Source organism: Thermosulfuriphilus sp., from assembly GCF_054026695.1.
Map to the genome: position 1 here is coordinate 15,948 of NZ_JBPMLP010000053.1, position 16,901 is coordinate 32,848.

General features: G+C 51.1%; 15 protein-coding genes. 12 read left to right on the forward strand and 3 right to left on the reverse strand.

The genetic code is table 11. The annotated features are described in order from the left end of the window. The first annotated feature begins 11 nt into the window (after positions 1 to 11). Entirely contained in the window at positions 12 to 1,586 is a 1,575-nt protein-coding gene (locus tag ACXJJX_RS09335) for an NADH-quinone oxidoreductase subunit M (protein WP_456434324.1), read from the forward strand. 4 nt (positions 1,587 to 1,590) lie between these two features. After that, positions 1,591 to 3,135, forward strand: a complete 1,545-nt coding sequence (locus tag ACXJJX_RS09340; RefSeq protein ID WP_456434325.1) for an NADH-quinone oxidoreductase subunit N — start codon at positions 1,591 to 1,593, stop codon at positions 3,133 to 3,135. An 81-nt stretch (positions 3,136 to 3,216) separates the two neighbouring features. Here the strand turns inward: ACXJJX_RS09340 and ACXJJX_RS09345 are convergent, their stop codons facing one another. Next, positions 3,217 to 3,783: a DUF2628 domain-containing protein gene (locus ACXJJX_RS09345; protein WP_456434326.1), complete on the reverse strand. Its 567-nt coding sequence runs from the start codon at positions 3,781 to 3,783 to the stop codon at positions 3,217 to 3,219. A gap of 177 nt (positions 3,784 to 3,960) precedes the next feature. Between ACXJJX_RS09345 and ACXJJX_RS09350 the strand changes: the two genes are divergently transcribed. The 5 genes from ACXJJX_RS09350 to ACXJJX_RS09370 all read left to right on the forward strand — a co-directional run bounded on the left by ACXJJX_RS09350 (position 3,961) and on the right by ACXJJX_RS09370 (position 9,425). Continuing rightward, positions 3,961 to 4,665: a metal-dependent hydrolase gene (locus ACXJJX_RS09350; protein ID WP_456434327.1), complete on the forward strand. Its 705-nt coding sequence runs from the start codon at positions 3,961 to 3,963 to the stop codon at positions 4,663 to 4,665. A 2-nt stretch (positions 4,666 to 4,667) separates the two neighbouring features. Beyond that, positions 4,668 to 5,117, forward strand: coding sequence for a D-aminoacyl-tRNA deacylase (dtd, locus tag ACXJJX_RS09355; RefSeq protein WP_456434328.1), 450 nt, complete (start codon positions 4,668 to 4,670; stop codon positions 5,115 to 5,117). A 67-nt stretch (positions 5,118 to 5,184) separates the two neighbouring features. Next, the gene (locus tag ACXJJX_RS09360) at positions 5,185 to 6,129 is read left to right on the forward strand and encodes an ABC transporter ATP-binding protein (protein ID WP_456434329.1); all 945 of its coding nucleotides are present in this window, start codon (positions 5,185 to 5,187) and stop codon (positions 6,127 to 6,129) included. Continuing rightward, positions 6,104 to 8,515 carry a Gldg family protein gene (locus ACXJJX_RS09365; protein ID WP_456434330.1) on the forward strand — a complete coding sequence of 804 codons (2,412 nt, stop codon included), beginning with the start codon at positions 6,104 to 6,106 and terminating at the stop codon, positions 8,513 to 8,515. The genes ACXJJX_RS09360 and ACXJJX_RS09365 overlap by 26 nt, the downstream gene beginning before the upstream one ends. After that, positions 8,502 to 9,425, forward strand: a complete 924-nt coding sequence (locus ACXJJX_RS09370) for a DUF4340 domain-containing protein (RefSeq protein ID WP_456434331.1) — start codon at positions 8,502 to 8,504, stop codon at positions 9,423 to 9,425. Before ACXJJX_RS09365 ends, ACXJJX_RS09370 begins: the two co-directional genes overlap by 14 nt. 3 nt (positions 9,426 to 9,428) lie before the next feature. Here ACXJJX_RS09370 and ACXJJX_RS09375 read toward each other — a convergent pair whose 3' ends face one another. Next, positions 9,429 to 10,343: a TPM domain-containing protein gene (locus ACXJJX_RS09375; protein ID WP_456434412.1), complete on the reverse strand. Its 915-nt coding sequence runs from the start codon at positions 10,341 to 10,343 to the stop codon at positions 9,429 to 9,431. An 86-nt stretch (positions 10,344 to 10,429) separates the two neighbouring features. Between ACXJJX_RS09375 and tgt the strand changes: the two genes are divergently transcribed. From tgt to rfaE2, 5 genes are read left to right on the forward strand one after another with little or no spacing between them, the layout of a single operon-like run. Beyond that, the gene (gene tgt / locus ACXJJX_RS09380) at positions 10,430 to 11,536 is read left to right on the forward strand and encodes a tRNA guanosine(34) transglycosylase Tgt (RefSeq protein WP_456434332.1); all 1,107 of its coding nucleotides are present in this window, start codon (positions 10,430 to 10,432) and stop codon (positions 11,534 to 11,536) included. Then, on the forward strand, positions 11,533 to 11,859 hold the full coding sequence (yajC, locus tag ACXJJX_RS09385) for a preprotein translocase subunit YajC (RefSeq protein ID WP_456434333.1): 327 nt from the start codon (positions 11,533 to 11,535) through the stop codon (positions 11,857 to 11,859). Before tgt ends, yajC begins: the two co-directional genes overlap by 4 nt. Before the next feature lie 16 nt (positions 11,860 to 11,875). Next, complete coding sequence (icd, locus tag ACXJJX_RS09390; protein WP_456434334.1) at positions 11,876 to 13,084, forward strand: isocitrate dehydrogenase (NADP(+)); 1,209 nt, start codon at positions 11,876 to 11,878, stop codon at positions 13,082 to 13,084. Then, positions 13,002 to 13,757 (forward strand): ComFC family protein, encoded by a 756-nt coding sequence (locus ACXJJX_RS09395; protein ID WP_456434335.1) that lies wholly within the window; start codon positions 13,002 to 13,004, stop codon positions 13,755 to 13,757. The genes icd and ACXJJX_RS09395 overlap by 83 nt, the downstream gene beginning before the upstream one ends. Beyond that, a complete protein-coding gene (rfaE2, locus tag ACXJJX_RS09400) occupies positions 13,754 to 14,971 on the forward strand; it encodes a D-glycero-beta-D-manno-heptose 1-phosphate adenylyltransferase (RefSeq protein WP_456434336.1) in 1,218 nt (405 codons plus the stop codon). The genes ACXJJX_RS09395 and rfaE2 overlap by 4 nt, the downstream gene beginning before the upstream one ends. Here rfaE2 and ACXJJX_RS09405 read toward each other — a convergent pair. Further along, entirely contained in the window at positions 14,965 to 16,869 is a 1,905-nt protein-coding gene (locus tag ACXJJX_RS09405; RefSeq protein WP_456434337.1) for a diguanylate cyclase, read from the reverse strand. The two genes, rfaE2 and ACXJJX_RS09405, sit on opposite strands and share 7 nt — an antisense overlap. Positions 16,870 to 16,901 lie beyond the last annotated feature (32 nt).

A 16,901-nucleotide genomic window follows, 5' to 3' on the forward strand; every position in this document is an offset into this window, starting at 1 on the left:
AGGTGATTTATATGGATGTACCTATTCTTAGTTTGGTAACATACTTGCCGCTGGTTGGTATTCTGCCTATATTATTTATCTCTCAACGTTCAGAGGCCGGTAAAAATTTAATTAGAATTGTTTCTTTGTTGACTAGTATTCTAGTCTTTCTTGTTTCACTTAAGCTTTATTTTGATTTCGATCCCCACATGACCGGCTTTCAATTTGTAGAACGCCATGATTGGATCAAACCTCTTGGTATTCGCTATCTTATGGGGCTTGATGGGATCAGTCTCTGGCTGGTCTTGCTGACTACATTCATCATGCCCATCACTATTCTTTCCACTTGGTCAGCCATAGAAAAACACGTCAAGGAATTTCAGGTCTCCATGCTTCTGCTGGAGACGGCCATGGTAGGAACCTTTTTGGCTCTGGATCTTTTCCTCTTCTATATCTTCTGGGAGCTGATGCTCATCCCCATGTATCTCATCATTGGAGTCTGGGGAGGGGAGAGGAGGATATATGCTGCGGTTAAGTTCTTCCTCTACACCATGTTTGGTTCCCTCCTGATGCTCGTTTGTATTATTGGGTTGGTCTATCTTCATTGGCAACAGACCGGGGAGATTACCTTTACCCTTATGGAACTCTACGGGACCAATATTCCCCGGACTCTGGAGATCCTCTTTTTTGCCGCCTTTGCCCTGGCCTTTGCCATCAAGGTTCCCATGTTTCCCTTCCACACCTGGTTGCCCGATGCCCACGTTGAAGCCCCGACAGCAGGTTCGGTCATTCTGGCCGGCATCCTCCTTAAGATGGGGACTTATGGTTTTATACGTTTTGCCATGCCCCTTTTCCCGGAGGGATCAGCGGCTCTGGCCCCGTTGATTATGGCCTTGGCTGTCATCGGAGTAATCTACGGGGCCCTGGTGGCAATGGTCCAGCCAGATATTAAAAAGCTTGTGGCCTACTCTTCCGTCTCTCATTTGGGTTTTGTAATGCTGGGAATGTATGCCCTTACGCCAGAAGGGGTAGAGGGGGCTCTCCTACAGATGATCAACCACGGGGTATCCACCGGGGCCCTCTTCTTGTTGGTGGGGATTATTTACGAGAGACGACACACCAGGCTTATTGCCGAATATGGCGGTATTGCTCGGGTGATGCCCCTTTATGCCACCATATTCTTGATTGTGGCCCTTTCTTCTATCGGCCTCCCCTTAACTAATGGATTTGTTGGCGAATTTCTCATCCTCCTGGGCACCTTTAAGATTTCTAAGGTTCACGCCGCCTTGGCGGCCACAGGGGTGATCCTTTCGGCCGTCTATATGCTTTGGATGTATCAGCGGGTCTTTTACCAAAAGGTCACCAACCCTAAAAACGAGGGGCTTCCAGATCTCAACTTAAGAGAGTTTTCTTATTTGGCCCCCTTGGTAGTAATGATCTTCTGGATTGGCATCTATCCTAATTTCTTTCTTTCCAAGGTTCATACTTCGGTCAACTCTTTTATAAAAATGGTCAAACTGGAGCCGGCCTGTCGGGCCCCAGAACATCATCTGGTCCGATTAAACATTTCCCAAACAGCTGATTCTATAGAAGAAGTGGTGGAGTAGGGCTATGGAGGCAATTATTCCCAACTTTGATCTTCAGACCTTAATCTGGGTTATGGGGCCACAGCTTGTTGTCTTGATTACGGGCCTGTTGGTCATCCTGATCGATCTCTTCATCAAGAAATTTGAAAACCTCTCCTTAAAGGCCAATATCTTGGGGATAATTTCGGTCACCGGTCTCATTTATGCTGGTGGTCTTACGGCGACCACCAGCTGGTCGGCCCCAAGACACGTCTTTATGGGCATCTTCTCGATGGAGCCCTTTACGGCCCTTTTTTGTCTGATACTCATCCTGGCAGGGGTGATCGCCGTCCTTCTAGGCATTGGCTACACCCAGAACAATCGTCAGGTGAAGGGAGAGTTCTTTGCTTTGATGCTTTTTGCTATCTATGGGAGCCTAGCCATGGTCCAGGCGGTGGATCTGCTGATGATGTTCATTGCCCTTGAAACCATGTCTCTGGCGGTCTATGTCCTGGCGGGCTATTTAAAGGGCAATGCTCGTAGTCAGGAGGCGGCCTTTAAATATTTTCTTCTGGGTTGCTTTGGCTCTTCGTTTATCCTTTTTGGGATGGCCTTTCTCTACGGACTTACTGGTTCTCTCAATCTGGCTGATATAGCTGCAAAGCTGGCCGAAGGCCACTATCAGAATATTATGGCCATGGCCGGTTTGGCTCTGATTTGTGCGGGATTCTTCTTCAAGGTGGCCTTTGCTCCTTTCCACATGTGGACTCCCGACGTCTATGAGGGTAGTCCTTCGGTAGTTACTGGTTACATGGCCACAGCAGTTAAAGCCGCGGCTTTTGCCACCTTTTTGAAGATTCTGACCATCTGTTTCACTCCTCTTTTGTCCACCACTGGCGAGGGGAAGTTTATTGATACAGCCGTCCTGGAAGTCTTTGTTCCTTACTGGAAGACCACCTTGGTGATAGTCTCTTTTCTGACCATGCTTATTGGTAATCTTTTAGGGATCATCCAGCAGAACATCAAACGGATGTTGGCCTATTCTTCTATTGCCCATGCCGGTTATATAGGGCTGGGGATTTTGGCCGGTGATGAGTTGGGCCGGACAGCGGTGATCTTCTACTTGGCCGTCTATACCCTCATGAATCTGGGGGCCTTTGGAATTGTTTTTCTTTTTGATCAGTATGAAGGCCAAGCCCAGGAGCTTCCCGATTATGCCGGTCTGGCCTATAAGTATCCGGTCCTTTCTGCTCTTATGGCCATCTTTATGTTTGCGATGGCAGGAGTGCCACCCATGGCCGGTTTTGCTGGTAAATTCTATCTTTTTGCCGCCGCTATCAAATCCGGCTATCTTCTTCTGGCGGCCGTGGGTATCCTTACCAGCGCTATTGGGGCTTATTACTACCTCCGGGTCATTATTTATCTTTATATGAGAGAGCCGGAGAAAGAGGTTATCAGGGGACAGGTAGCCATTGCCCCCGCGGTAGCCATTGCTGCTACTGCTATAGGGATAATCTACCTGGGGCTTCGGCCGGATACTCTTTATGCCGTGGCCGAGGCCGCCCAAAAGAGCATACTTTATATCTTCTAGTCTCAAACCGTCTCTTCATCCTAAATAGAGAACCTGCTTAAAAGTTTATTGGGCTTGGAAGGAAATCCTCGACAAAAGTCCTCAAATCCAGGGGCCCCGATAACGGTGGTGGTGAAAATCTAGAAGCCAAGGATAGAAGACCTTGACGATTCCCAGGGCGCTAAGAAGGATACCTAGAAGCAGAAGCCCTGCCAAGGCAACCCCCAGCCAGACTACCCAGGAGTTTGTCCCTCCGGTGCGGGCTAGATAGGCAATAAGTTTTTCTCGATCGGGGATATTCATGGCCGCTTCAGCTACTTTTGTCCGTACATGGCGGAAGTAGAGATAATTGGCCAGGACTCCGTAGCCTATGTGGACAATAAGGATCCCGATGGGGCCATGAAAGAAGATCAGAGAGCCCAAGATATTGCTTAAAAAGAAGAACACCAGGGCCCACAGATACATCTTCCGGTAGAGGAACCACCAGAAACCAAAGGCAAAGGCCGGCCAGTGCCAGGTAACTGTAAACTGCCCTCCGGGGATAAGGAAGAACTTTCGGAACTGGGCCAGATAATAATCGGCTCGTGGACCAATATAAGCCCGAAAGAGATTCTCATCTATTGGTTCTGAAGAGGTCCGTTCCCCGGCTACGTAAGTAATCCCCAGCATCAAGACTCCTGAATTTTTAGAAAGTTACACCATATCACAAAGTCGTTAACAAAGTTATATATTTTCTTTTTTCGATCTCAAGGAGTTTTTCGCAAAAAAACAGGACCGGACTTGTAAAAAGGTGGATTCTGTGAGAAAAGCCTGAGAGACCAAATAATTTTTCAGGGAGGAGTCGCCATGCCTACCCGGATAACCTTTCTGGGGCACGCTACCTTTAAGATCGAGACTGCTACCGGTCTTAAGGTGATAATCGATCCCTGGATCAACAATCCTCAGGCCCCGGAAGATAAGGACATTGGGCCCTATGATCTCATCCTTATAACCCATGCCCATGGAGATCACCTGGGAGATGTCCTTGAGATAGGCAAATCTGGTGGTGAGATCGTGGCTATTCACGAAATCCAACAATATCTTCTGGCCAAGGGTCTCTCTAATGTGGTCGGGATGAATATCGGCGGCACCTATCATACCCAAAACTTGTCCATAACCATGGTCACTGCCCTCCACAGCTCCTCTATCCAGGAGGCTGACCGTCTTATCTACGGCGGGGATGCCTGTGGTTTTGTAATCAGGATGGAAAATGGCCTAACTGTATATCATGCCGGTGATACCGGCCTTTTTGGGGATATGCGTCTGATCGGAGAACTTTATCGTCCGGATGTGGCCCTTTTACCTATTGGGGACCATTATGTCATGGGGCCTAAGGAAGCCGCCTATGCAGCCAGTCTCATCAATGCCGAAAAGGTTATTCCCATGCACTATGGGACCTTTCCGGCCCTAACCGGGACGGTAGAGGAATTTCGTAACTTGCTTGAGCGTATGGCTCCAGGAGTAGAGATGATCGAGCTTGTCCCCGGCCAAAGTTTGACCATAAGGAGATAGTTTTGAGGGCGGTTGTCCAGCGGGTTCTTGAGGCTGCGGTGGAGGTCTCGGGGAAGAAGATTGCCCAGATCGGCCGGGGGCTTTTGGTCCTTCTGGGAGCAGGCCGTGGGGATGGGGAAGACGATGTCCGCTATCTGGCTGCCAAGGTGGCCGGATTACGGATCTTTGAAGACCAAAGGGGCCGGATGAATACCTCCGTGCTGGATATTGGTGGAGAGGTCCTAGTGGTGCCCAATTTTACCCTCTATGGCGACTGTCGGCGGGGCCGCCGGCCATCCTTTGAGGCTGCTGCCCCGCCAGAGATGGCTGAGAGCCTCTTTGAGGCCTTTGTCCACTGTCTGCAGGAATTCGGGGCCCCAGTGCTCAAGGGGCGATTCCGAGCGGAGATGAGGGTCTATCTTGTAAATGACGGTCCAGTGACCATCCTCCTTGATTCCCGGAAGACCTTCTAACTGCCAAAGATATTGACATCCCTTATCCTTATTCCTAATTTTGGGCCGGTTGAAGGAGGGGAAGGGGATGATAGAAGCCTCTTCTCTTAGCCGTTTCTATAATGGCTATCCGGCCGTAAGGGAGATAAGCTTTAGGGTGGCTCCAGGGGAGATTCTTGGCCTTTTGGGGCCAAATGGGGCCGGAAAGACCACAGTCTTAAAGATCTTATCTACCCAGATCGTCCCCACCAGTGGCACAGCCCTAGTGGCTGGGGCTGACATCCTCCGGGATCCCCTTAAGGTCAGGGCCTCGGTGGGCTATCTTCCGGAGATTCTCCCCCTCTATAATCAAATGGAGGTCGGAGAGTATCTAACATTTGTGGCTGAGGCCCGGGGCCTTGAGGGGCAGCGCTTCCAGGAGAGAATGGCCTTTGTCCGGGAGGCCCTTTCTCTGGTTGAGGTTTGGCATCATCCCCTGGCCTCACTCTCCAAGGGTTACCGTCAGAGGGTGGGGGTAGCCCAGGCCATCGTTCATGATCCTCCGGTCCTCATCCTCGACGAACCCACCACTGGTCTTGATCCTCTCCAGATCCTAGAGATAAGGAATCTTATTCGGGAGATGGCCCGAGAGAAGGCCATCATCTTTTCCAGTCACATCCTGAGTGAGGTTGAAGCTATCTCTGATCGGATAGCCATTTTGAACGAAGGGCAGATGGTGGCCCAAGGTTCTCTTGATGAGTTGGCCCGGACTGCCGGGGCCTCAAGGGTTGTCCGCCTAGTCTCTAAAACCCAAGCCCGCCAAGCCTTAAGTGGTATAGCTGGACTCAAAGGGATCAAAGAGTCCTTTAGGGGAGATTGTTGGGAGTACCGGATCATTTCCTCTTCGGAAATAGCCCTAGAGGAGATCTTCCAGGTCCTTTCTTCAAAGGGGATAAAGATCCTTGAATTCTGTCAGCAACCAATTGGTCTTGAGGAGATCTTTATTCTGCTCATAGGAGGCCGCTCAAATGGGAGCTATAAAGACCATCGTTAAAAAGGAATTGATTAGTTACTTTAACGCTCCCATCGCTTATGTCTTTGCAGTGGCCTTTTTGTTTATCTCTACCGGGCTCTATATGATGACCTTTTTTACTGCCCGGCTTTGTGATATGCGGGCTTTCTTCTCCACCCTTCCCCTGATCCTGGTGGTCTTTATCCCGGCTCTAACTATGAGGCTTTGGGCCGAGGAGAAAGCCTCTGGTAGCCTATCCCTCCTTCTCTCCCTGCCGGTGGGGGCCTGGGAGCTTGTTTGGGGTAAGTTTCTGGCCGGCCTCCTTTTCTGCCTTCTGACCCTGCTAGGGACCATGACTATCCCCCTGATGCTCTTCTTTTTGGGCTCCCCTGATCCTGGCCCTATTGTTGGGGGTTATCTGGGGGCGATCCTCCTTACGGCCATGCTTCTGGCGATGGGTATGGGAATCTCGGCCCTGTTTGCCGATCAGATTGTGGCTTATATTCTGGCCCTCTTGGCCGGCCTAGTAGTCTATCTTCTGGGTACAGAGCTCGTTGCTGGCTTTATCGATGGTTGGTTTCCCCCTTTGGGTACCTTTCTCCAGAAGTCTTTGGGAATCGTCAATCATTTTGCTGATTTTTCCAAAGGGGTGATCAGCTTAGGGGGGCTCTTCTTCTTTGTTTCTCAGAGCCTCTTCTGGTTACTGCTTAACAAACTGGCGGTGGAGTCCCTTTTCCGTCTGCGTACCCCTGGTACTTTTCCCCTGGCTGCGGCTCTGATGTTTGGAATTCTTATTCTGGCCAACGCCATTGTCTCTGACCTCAGGCTACCTCGGATCGATCTGACTGAGGGACGGCTGTATACCCTCAGCCCGACTACTAAGGAGGTGCTGGCTCGCCTCAGGGTCCCCATTCGCATTACCTATTACGTCTCTCCTAAAGAAAAGCTTCCCACGCCCATGAAAGTCCTTCCTCAAGAGGTCCGAGATATCTTGGCTGAGCTGGCCGCCCTTTCGCCTAAAGTTACCTACGCTATCGTCAACCCTGAGACCGATCCAGAGCTAGCCCGAAAACTGGCCACCAAGGGCATCCGCCCCTTTGCCACCGAGACCATCGAAAAAGACACTGTAAGCCTCAAGAAGATCTATTCCACCATAGCCATTTCTTATCTTGATAAGCGAGAAGAACTTATTGACCAGGTCGTTCCCGCCAGTTTGACTACTTTGGAGTACGATTTGGTCTCTCGGATCTTTCGCTTGACCATGAACAGGCTCCCCTTGATCGCTCTCTATACGCCCCCGGTAGGGGATACCACCTTAGCCGGCCCGGGAGATCGATTCCAGCTCTTAAGAGAGATCCTTGAGGGCCAGGGATATAGGGTCAAGACGACTTATCTCAGCCGGGAGTCTCCCATTCCCAAGGGAGCCGATCTCCTCCTTATCCTCGATCCTGCTGAATTGAACGATCGGGCCCTTTATGAAATTGAGCGTTTTCTCCATTCTGGGCGTCCGGTAATCGTGGCCGCCCAGGGCCTCTCCTACACCTATTTGCCGGACCCATCCGGTATCTTAGTGAGCGCTCGTCCCAAGAAGCTCGCAATCAACAAACTTCTTGAGGCCTACGGGGTCAGGATCAGGGAAGGAATCCTCTGTGACCAGGAGACTGCCCTTTTGTCCCTTCCGTTGAGGAGACCCATGGGGCTTTTCTGGGCGGTGGTTCACGTTCCGGTGGATCTCCCCATCCAGATTCAGGTGCTCCCAGAACAGATGAATCCAAAAGTTCCGGTGACGGCTGGTCTCTCTGGAATCCTCTATCTTTGGGGAAGCGCCCTGGAGATAGAGGATAAAAGGCTAGAGAAAGCCGGCCTCAAGGAGACTGTCCTTTTTAGGTCTTCGCCCAAGGCCTGGGAGATGGAGTCCAGGCCTGGCCCGATGGACTCTAACGACTTTGTCCCCCAGGGGCCGAGGCACAGTTTTCCTTTGGCAGTTCTCCTTGAGGGCCGATTCCCGATCTTCTTTAAGGCTCCCCCACCGTGGCCAGATGAAAAATCTGATGAAGACTTGAAGAAGACGCCTTCTCCCCCGGCCTCTCCAGAGACTTCCCTAACCAGCCGGCTAGTGGTGGTGGGTTGTTCGGAGATGTTCTCTGATCCCGCCCTTGAGGCCCTTTCCAACGCGCCATTTATCCTTAATCTGGTGGAATCTCTCACCTTGGGTGGAAAAATGATCCACATCCGGGCCAAAACCCAGGTCTTACGTTTTGTGGCCGAGACCTCTCCAGCCGAGAGGATCATCTGGCGTCTGATAGTCGTCTTCCTTATCCCCGGGGTGGTGGCCCTTGCTGGGGCCTTTCGGGCCCTTTCCCGCCGCCGCCGCCGGGAACGTTATCTAGCCGAGCTCAGACAGGGGGCAAGCCATGGGCAATCGTAGTCTTTTTCTGCTGGCCCTGATATTTTTGGCCCTTTTGGTGGGTTATGTGCTCCAACAGCGGGCTCAAAGGCCATCAGAGGTAAGCGAGGTCTTTAAACCCCTGGCCCAAGGTCTTGAACTCTCAGAGGTAAAAGAGATTTATCTCTTCCAGGCCCAGGAAGGCCTTCGCCTTAGGAGAGAGGGGGGAGACTGGTGGGTAGAAGACGGTCTTCGGGCTCCGGCCGAAAAGAGCAAGATAGAACATCTCCTAGAACTCCTCAGCCGACTTTCGGGGGAGCTGCGGGCCGAAGGAGAGGAGTTTTTCTCCGACTTTGGTCTAAAAGATCAAGCGGCCCTTCACGTCGCTCTCAAGGGCAGAGATGGCCGTGATTTATTCCATCTCCTCATTGGTCATCGAGGCCCTCAATGGGAGAGCACCTTTGTTCGTCTGGCCGGGCAGAAGAGGATATATCTCGTCCCCGAGGATCTCCTTGGCCTTTTTGAGATTTGGGATCGTCAGCCCAAGGTCCCCTCGGCCAAGGTCTTTGTGGAGCTCAAGGTCATTGATCTCCTGCCGGATAATTTAGATCGTCTGAGCCTTTCTTGGCCGAGAAAGAAGGTCTACTGGGAGATCAGCCGGGACCAGAAAGGGGTCTATATTCTAAGGAGCCGGGACGGAGAAGAAAAAGCAATGACTAAGGAGGTCTTGGAGAAGTTTCTCAAGAGGACTTTTCCCGTCTATGCCACCGATGTCCTTGGAAAAGAAGAGGCCGGGGGCTGCCAGTTTAACGGGCGCCTAGAGGTTCTTGATGATCGTGGAGTTGTGGCCCTTGAAATTGGTCATCTTCCCGGGGGAGATCTCTGTTTGAAGAAAGAGGGGATTGTCTATCGTTTGGGGCCTCAGGCCCTAGAGGGGCTTCTTCGGCCCTAAAGGCTACCAATCCCCAGAGGCTCCACCGCCTCCAAAACCCCCGCCTCCTCCAGAAAATCCTCCGAAATCCCCAGGCCATCCTGAAGAGGGCCCTCCAAATCTATCTGGTCCTATCCAGAAGATGGTCTCCCGGCGGCTATAGGGTGAATAGGTGCGGTCATAGGCGGAGTTTTGAGGAGGGCCCTTAGGGGCTGGCTCCTTTTCTCCCAAGGAAAAAAGGGCTGGGAGGAAGAAGGCCATAACCAGGCCCAAGGGAGCCAAGGCCAGAAGGGCCGGTGAGGCTGGAAGGATGAGGGCCGCCATGGCTGGAAGGGCCAGGGCCCCGACCAAGGCACCAAAGAGCCGGCTCATGCTTGAGACCATGAGGATAACAAAGGTCCCAAAGATAAGGATCGAGGCCCAAGGAAGGCGTTGAGGGGCCTTTGGAGAGTCCTCTTCAGGAAGAAATTCTCCCCGAACAAGTCCGACTATAGCCTGGGCTCCGGCCAAAAAACCGCCATCGAAATCTCCGGCTCTAAATCTGGGGGAGATGACCTGGTCAATTATCCGGCCGGCCATGACGTCGGTCAATACCCCTTCAAGCCCATAGCCAACCTCGATCCGAATCTTCCTCTCCTTTTTAGCCACCAGGAGCAGGATACCGTTGTCTTTTTCGGCCTGACCCAGACGATAGGCCTCGGCGACCTTGAGGGCGTATTCCTCAATAGGAAGGCCATCAAGGCTTTCTACCGTGAGAATGACAAATTGAGTAGAATCCGTCTCCTCCAGCCCTCGAAGTAGGGTTTCAAGGCGTCCCTCAACCTCTGGACTTATCATTTCGGCATAGTCGTTGATATAGCCCTTGATGGAAGGGAGGGCGTCAAGGGCCTGCACCGGGGAAACAGTGGCCACAAGGAGGATCAATATCCCAAGCATCATAGCCAAAATTATAAACCGCCTTAAGACTTGTGTCTCCTTTTTGTCTTGGAAGGCCGGGTTTTTATGGTTACCCTAGGTGGCCGTCTATGGGATGTTTTGAAATCCTGAAGAGGGAAAAAGCCACCCGAGCCAGGCTCGGAAGGCTTAAGACCAGGCGGGGGGAGATTGAGACCCCGGTCTTTATGCCTGTGGGCACCCAGGCTACGGTAAAAAGCCTCACTCCAGAGGAGGTTTGGGGGCTTTCGGCAAAAATCATTCTGGCCAATACCTACCATCTTTTTCTCCGTCCTGGCCATGAACTTATTGCTAGTCTGGGAGGGCTTCATCGGTTTATGAACTGGCCTGGGGCCATTCTTACAGATTCCGGAGGCTTCCAAATCTATAGCCTAGCCAAACTCACCCGGATAGAGCCAGAAGGAGTCTGGTTTAAGAGTCATCTTGATGGCAGTGTCCGTTTTCTCACCCCAGAGCTGGCTATGGAGATCCAGAGGGCCCTTGGTTCTGATATACACATGGTCCTTGATACCTGTATACCCTATCCCTTGAGCCTTAAGGATACAGAGCGTCTCACCAAGCTGACCACTTTGTGGGCTGAGCGTTCCAAGAAGGCGGCCTCAACGGAGAGCCTTGTCTTTGGGATCGTTCAGGGTGGCATGTATGAAGACTTAAGGCAAAAGAGCGCTCGGGAGATCGTCTCCATAGGCTTTGATGGCTATGCTGTGGGAGGCTTGAGTGTCGGGGAGCCCAAGGGTCTGATGCTGGCCATGCTAGAGGCCTCATTGGCCGAGCTTCCTGAGGATCGGCCAGTATATCTTATGGGTGTGGGGACCCCGGAGGACATCATTGAGGCTGTTATTCTGGGAGTAGATATGTTTGACTGTGTTCTGCCTACCCGGAATGCCCGACGCGGAACTCTCTTTACTTCAGAGGGCAAGATTGCTATAAAGCGGGCACGTTTTCGCGATGATCCGCGGCCCCTTGATGAAAGGTGTAGCTGTTATACCTGTCGGAATTTCTCACGTGCCTATTTGCGCCATCTCTTTATGGCTCGGGAGCTTTTGGCCTACCGGCTCAATACCATTCACAATCTTCATTTTTATCTGGAGCTGATGCGAAAGATTCGTCAGGCCATCAAGGAAGATCGCCTAATGGACTTAAGAGAAACGATCCTTAGAAAGGAGGAAAAAACATGATTGGAATCGCTTGGGCAATGGGGGGAGGGGGAGCCCCTCCTCAGGGTGGTGGCAACCCCATCGTGGCCTTCATCCCTCTCATCCTCATCTTTGTCGTTTTTTATTTCTTACTCATCAGGCCTCAACAAAAACGGGCTAAAGAACATCAACGGTTCCTCGATAACCTCAAAAAGGGAGAGACCGTCTTTACGGCCGGGGGGCTGATCGGCACCGTGGCCGGGATCAGTGATCAGGTGGTCACTCTGGAGGTGGCCACTGGGGTCAAGGTCAAAGTCATGAAGGCCTACATTGCTGGTCCAGTGGTGGCTGAGAAGAAAAAGTAATTTTTAAGGAGGAAGTATGCCTGCGGAGAAAATCAGAATTGCGGAAAACGGCCAGTTGATAGTCCCTGAGGAGCCTATTATTCCTTATATAGAAGGGGACGGAATCGGTCCAGACATTACCAAGGCCTCTCTTCTGGTCTGGGATGCCGCAGTTGAGGCGGCCTATGGTGGACGCCGGCGGGTCCACTGGAAGGAGATTCTTGCTGGGGAGAAGGCCTATCAGGAGACAGGATCTTATCTGCCTGATGAGACCATCGAAGCCATCAAGGAACACGTGGTGGCCATAAAAGGGCCCCTGACCACTCCGGTTGGGGGAGGAATTCGGAGCCTTAATGTCACCATTCGTCAGGTTCTGGATCTCTATGCCTGTGTGCGTCCGATCCGCTATATTCCCGGAGTCCCCTCCCCTGTAAGACATCCAGAAAAGGTAGATATGGTCGTCTTTCGGGAAAATACCGAAGATGTCTATGCTGGGATCGAATGGGAGGCTGAAAGCCCGGAGGCCAGGAAAATAATCGATTTTCTCTCCCGAGAGATGGGCAAAAAGGTCCGGCCGGACTCTGGCATTGGAATCAAACCCATCAGCCGGTTTGCTACCAGGCGTCTAGTAAGGAAGGCCATTCAATATGCCCTTGAGAGAGGGAAACCTTCGGTTACCTTGGTCCACAAAGGCAATATCATGAAGTTCACCGAGGGTGCCTTTGCTAAGTGGGGCTATGAACTGGCCAAGGATGAGTTTCCCGGAGAGACCATTGCTGAAGCAGACCTTACAGGTTCACCTCCGGCGGACAAGGTGATCATCAAAGACCGCATTGCCGACGCCATGTTTCAGTGGGCCCTCCTCAGGCCGGAGGACTACAGCGTCTTGGCCATGCCCAATCTAAATGGGGATTATATGTCTGACGCCTTGGCCGCCCAGGTAGGGGGTTTAGGGATGGCGCCGGGAGGCAATATTGGTGATGGTTATGCGGTCTTTGAAGCCACTCACGGTTCGGCTCCGAAGTACGCCGGTCTGGACAAAGTAAATCCAAGCTCACTGATACTCTCTGGGGCCATGATGTTTGAATACCTCGGCTGGCCAGAGGTCTCGGAGGTCATTTTTGAGGCTCTGAAGAGGACTGTGGCCCAGAAGATCGTCACCTATGATCTGGCCCGTCAGATCGAAGGGGCCAAAGAGGTCAAGTGTTCTGAGTTTGCCAAAGCTATTGTGGAAAACATGGCTTAGACCTGTAGAGGGCCTTCTTGACCTGGTCTTTCCCCCACTTTGTCCGGCCTGTGGGCAGGAGGTCAAGGAGGCCTTTTCCTTGTGTAAGGTCTGTGGCTCCCGGATTCGCTATCTGAGGCCTCCTTGGTGTCCAGTTTGTGGTTGTCCTTACTCCCGGGGCCCAGACCATCTCTGCCAGAATTGCCGTCGCCAAAAGTGGTATTTTGACCGGGCCAGATCCTCTTTTGTCTATCAGGGGCCAGTAGCTAAGCTTATTGCCCTTTTTAAATACCGGGGGCAGCTAGCGGCCCTGAGGACCTTACTCTCTCTCGTTGGTCCCCTTGAGGCCTTCGAGGTCGAGGCCGTCATTCCTGTCCCCCTGCCCGAGGAGCGCCTTCGGGAGCGGACCTTCAACCAGGCTTGGTACCTTGCAAGGGCCCTTTTCCCGGGCCTAAACCATCGATATGATCTCCTTGTCCGCCATCGAACGACGGTTCCTCAGGTCAAGCTTCCGCCCAGACAACGGGAGCTTAACGTCCGTGGGGCTTTCTCTTTAAGGGCAGAGGTGGCTGGGATGAGGCTTCTTTTGGTCGATGATGTCTTTACCACAGGGGCCACGGTTAACGAGTGTGCCCGAATTCTTAAAGCCGCCGGGGCGGCCAAGGTCTTCGTCTATACTCTGGCCAGGGCATGAGGATTGGGATAATTCAGCTCATACCACGGCCGGAAGAGCCAGAGGTCAACGTCGAGCGGGCCTTTGAGCTTGCTCAAAGGCCCGGGATCCTGGATCTTCTTGTCCTCCCCGAACTCTTTATCTCCGGCTATAAAGGGGGTCCGATCCTTCAGGCCCATCTGACCCCTTCTGCCCTCAATAAGCTTTCCTCTTTGGCCCAAGAGCTTAAGACTACGGTTGTCTGTGGTCTTCCAGAGAAGAGACCAGAGGGACTTTACAATACTGCCTTTGTTCTTGACGGGGAGGGGCTTAGGGCCAGCTATCAAAAGATCCATCTTTTCCCCGGGCTTGACGACCCATTTTCTCCTGGAGAGAAGGCCTTGGTTTATTCTCTGGGGGCCTGGAGAGTGGGATTGGGGATATGCTTTGACCTTCGTTTCCCAGAGCTTTCCCGACATCTGGTCTCCCGGGGGGCTAATATTCTCCTTTATCTTGCCCAGTGGCCGGAGCAGAGGGCCGAACACCTTTTTCTTCTCTCCCGAGCCCGGGCCCTTGAGAATCAAGTCTATCTGGCCTTGGCCAATGCCACCGGAGAGGGGCTTGCCGGAGGAAGCCGGGTTGTGGCCCCAGATGGCACTTTACTGGCAAGCCTTAATAAAGAGGAGGGGATCCTGGTGGTTGATCTTGATCCGTCCCTTTTGTCAAAAGTCAGAGGTCTTTTTGAGACTGGCCAAGAGAGCCTGGTCTTTAAAAGACCTGAGGCCAAAGTCCTAGAGCTCCCAGCCCTTCTTGAAGAGATCTCCGGACGAAGGCGTCAGGGCCAGAGAATTGTCTTCACCAATGGCTGTTTTGATATTCTTCATGCCGGTCACGCAAGGTATCTCAACCAGGCCCGCCTTTTGGGAGACTGTCTAGTGGTAGGACTGAACAGTGACGCCTCAGTCAGACGACTCAAAGGCCAAGGCCGGCCGATCAACCCGGCCACCGATCGGGCCTTGCTTCTGGCCTCACTTTTCTTTGTCGATTATGTCTGCATCTTCTCTGAAGATACCCCGGAGAAGCTTATCGAGACCATAAGACCGGAGATCCTCGTCAAGGGGGCTGATTGGCCAGAAGAGAAGATCGTCGGGGCCTCTTTGGTTAAGTCCTATGGGGGTAAAGTGGTTCGCCTGCCTCTCCTCAAAGGGCGATCAACATCTAAGATTATCCGGCGGATACGGAGGGATGATCAGTAGGATTCTTCTTGCCACATATCAGCCGTGAAACGGACGACCCGGTTGCGGCCACCTTCTTTGGCCTTGTAAAGGGCTACGTCGGCATACTTGATCACTTCCCAGATTCCTTCAGAGTCTACCGGGAATTCGCTAACCCCAATAGAGATGGTCTTCTGGATCTGCCCTCCGGGGACTTTGAATTTATGCCTTTCTACTAGCTGGCGAAGTTTTTCCGCCACCTTGGCCGCCTCTCCCCGGCGGACGTCGGTGAGAAGGATTAAAAACTCTTCGCCTCCGAAACGAATGGCCAGATCGGCGGCCCGGATGTTTCCTTTTAAGATCTGGGCGGTCTTCTTAAGGACCTCATCCCCAACTTCGTGGCCATAGGTGTCGTTGACCTCCTTGAAGAAATCAAGGTCACACATAAGTACTCCTAATACTGTGCCTCGTCTTAGGGTTCCAGCAACCAGGGTATCAATATATGTCTCCAAAAAACGGCGGTTGTAAAGTTCGGTCAGGGGGTCCTTGAGAGCCATTTCCTTCATCGACTGGGCAAAACGCTTGGCCTCAATCACTGGAAGGGCCTCTCGGATGTAAACTTGGGCTTGGCGTATAGACCAATCATATTTGTGGAGTTCCTTGGAAGCCTTGGTTATAGGGAGCAGAAATTGGACGACACCTACTGTCCGTCCTCCAACAATCATGGGTATACAGATGTGATCGACCTCCTCTTTCCAGAGAAAGAGTTTACAGATCCCCCTATATTCCATAGAGGAGATGATATGTCCGGTCCGTTTAGCCCGGCAACGGTTGGCGTCTCCAAGCTTCTCTGGGTTGAATTCAAGGTCCTCAGGGCAGAGATAGACCGGCTTCATCTTATTATCGCTGTTTGAAACCTGGAATATGGCAAATGTTTTAAGTCCCAGACGGTTCTGGAACACATCAGCCAATCTTTTATAGATGTCTTCTACTGTTTCATCTTCTTCTATGATCTTTTTGAAGGCATTAAATTGGTTTATTTGATTTATTAGTCTATTAAATTCATTAGCTAATAGACCTATTTCATCTTTAGTCTTTACCTCTAGTAATGTTTCTTGGCACTCTTCTTGGCCTTCCGCCAGATTTCTTATTCGTGCAGTGATTTCTTTTATCGGTTTTAAGACCATGTGGATAAACAAATATCCTGTTGCTATAAGAACACCAATTAATAATGTTGCTACAATTATACTTGAAATTTTCCCCTGTTCCATTATGCGCTCTATTTTATCTGAGCGCACTAGGTGTTTGTTGGATGTTAATTTGATGAAGTGAGATATTTCTTTTTCTGTTTTTTCTATATTATCTTTTATTTCTTGTAAAATATCTTCTTCAGGTATCTGTTCAATTTTTTCTTCAATCTCGCTGTTTACTAATTTTTCGAACTCTTTTTCAATCTTTTTTAGGTTTTCTAAGGCTGCTGTTACATGTTTCTGAGCCTTTTCTTCAGATATAGGATAAATTGTAAATTCATCTATGATTCCCGTATTCGAGATATCTTTTATTTTTCCTCCTTTAAGGGCTGTTTCCAGGGTCTGGATGCTTTCTTTTATATTCTGTCTGATATTTATTTCTTGCCGCTTAACAACGATAGGATCATCTGGCGACGATGTAAACTCTATTAAATCTGCTTCGATCTCTTTTAGATGTTTTAAAACTATCTGGCCAACTTTGTATTCAGGTAGATAGATTCTATCCAGCTGATCAAGGCCAGTCTTAATCATTTTGAGCTGGACGACAAAGTATCCAGCCATGACGATATATCCCAAGAAACAGAGCCCAATGATGACTCCAATCTTGATGAAAAGGCTCATGTTAAAAATCCTGTCGAGGAGCCGACAGAAAGGATTCTTTTCTTCGGGGTGGTAATCGTAGCTTTCCACGGAGGTTCTCTTGGTATTGTCTTTATGGATTC

Bases quoted from the DNA above. Each gene is read 5' to 3' on its own strand.
- ACXJJX_RS09365 (WP_456434330.1), top strand. From the start codon at position 6,104: ATGGGAGCTATAAAGACCATCGTTAAAAAGGAATTGATTAGTTACTTT.
- ACXJJX_RS09335 (WP_456434324.1), top strand. From the start codon at position 12: ATGGATGTACCTATTCTTAGTTTGGTAACATACTTGCCGCTGGTTGGT.
- ACXJJX_RS09375 (WP_456434412.1), bottom strand. From the start codon at position 10,343: ATGATGCTTGGGATATTGATCCTCCTTGTGGCCACTGTTTCCCCGGTG.
- yajC (WP_456434333.1), top strand. From the start codon at position 11,533: ATGATTGGAATCGCTTGGGCAATGGGGGGAGGGGGAGCCCCTCCTCAG.
- ACXJJX_RS09340 (WP_456434325.1), top strand. From the start codon at position 1,591: ATGGAGGCAATTATTCCCAACTTTGATCTTCAGACCTTAATCTGGGTT.
- icd (WP_456434334.1), top strand. From the start codon at position 11,876: ATGCCTGCGGAGAAAATCAGAATTGCGGAAAACGGCCAGTTGATAGTC.
- ACXJJX_RS09395 (WP_456434335.1), top strand. From the start codon at position 13,002: ATGATCTGGCCCGTCAGATCGAAGGGGCCAAAGAGGTCAAGTGTTCTG.
- ACXJJX_RS09370 (WP_456434331.1), top strand. From the start codon at position 8,502: ATGGGCAATCGTAGTCTTTTTCTGCTGGCCCTGATATTTTTGGCCCTT.
- tgt (WP_456434332.1), top strand. From the start codon at position 10,430: ATGGGATGTTTTGAAATCCTGAAGAGGGAAAAAGCCACCCGAGCCAGG.
- ACXJJX_RS09360 (WP_456434329.1), top strand. From the start codon at position 5,185: ATGATAGAAGCCTCTTCTCTTAGCCGTTTCTATAATGGCTATCCGGCC.
- ACXJJX_RS09350 (WP_456434327.1), top strand. From the start codon at position 3,961: ATGCCTACCCGGATAACCTTTCTGGGGCACGCTACCTTTAAGATCGAG.
- ACXJJX_RS09345 (WP_456434326.1), bottom strand. From the start codon at position 3,783: ATGCTGGGGATTACTTACGTAGCCGGGGAACGGACCTCTTCAGAACCA.
- rfaE2 (WP_456434336.1), top strand. From the start codon at position 13,754: ATGAGGATTGGGATAATTCAGCTCATACCACGGCCGGAAGAGCCAGAG.